The organism is Bhargavaea massiliensis (assembly GCF_018390575.1).
GTDB lineage: Bacteria > Bacillota > Bacilli > Bacillales_A > Planococcaceae > Bhargavaea > Bhargavaea massiliensis.
In genome coordinates this window covers 1-433 of sequence record NZ_JAHBCJ010000026.1, presented here as the reverse complement: position 1 = coordinate 433, position 433 = coordinate 1, and the positions used below count along the sequence as shown (strand labels likewise).

Annotated in this window: 3 tRNA genes; all 3 read left to right on the top strand. The window is 54.7% G+C overall.

Features of this window, described 5'->3' with window-relative positions:
• The first annotated feature begins 64 nt into the window (after nucleotides 1-64).
• The 3 genes from KHA84_RS15220 (at nucleotide 65) to KHA84_RS15210 (ending at nucleotide 432) form a co-directional block, all read left to right on the top strand.
• Nucleotides 65-140, top strand: a tRNA-Val gene (locus KHA84_RS15220).
• 139 nt (nucleotides 141-279) lie between these two features.
• A tRNA-Met gene (locus KHA84_RS15215) sits at nucleotides 280-354 on the top strand.
• 2 nt (nucleotides 355-356) lie between these two features.
• Nucleotides 357-432, top strand: a tRNA-Asp gene (locus tag KHA84_RS15210).
• Nucleotide 433: the final 1 nt, after the last annotated feature.

Below are 433 nucleotides of genomic sequence, written 5' to 3'. Positions count from 1 at the left end.
GTTAAGACACCGCCCTTTCACGGCGGTAACACGGGTTCGAATCCCGTAGGGGTCACCACTTTATGGAGGATTAGCTCAGCTGGGAGAGCATCTGCCTTACAAGCAGAGGGTCGGCGGTTCGAACCCGTCATCCTCCACCATGAAATAAAAAGCTTCTCATATTATTATCGCGGAGTGGAGCAACGAGCAGAACGAAGACTGCGAGTAGCACCGACAGCGAAGCGTAAGGTGCCCAAGCACCATATGCGTAGAATCAAAATGCAGCATCTATATTATTATCGCGGAGTGGAGCAGTGGCAGCTCGTCGGGCTCATAACCCGAAGGTCGCAGGTTCGAATCCTGCCTCCGCAACCAATGGTCCCGTGGTGTAGCGGTTAACATGCCTGCCTGTCACGCAGGAGATCGCGGGTTCGATTCCCGTCGGGACCGCCAT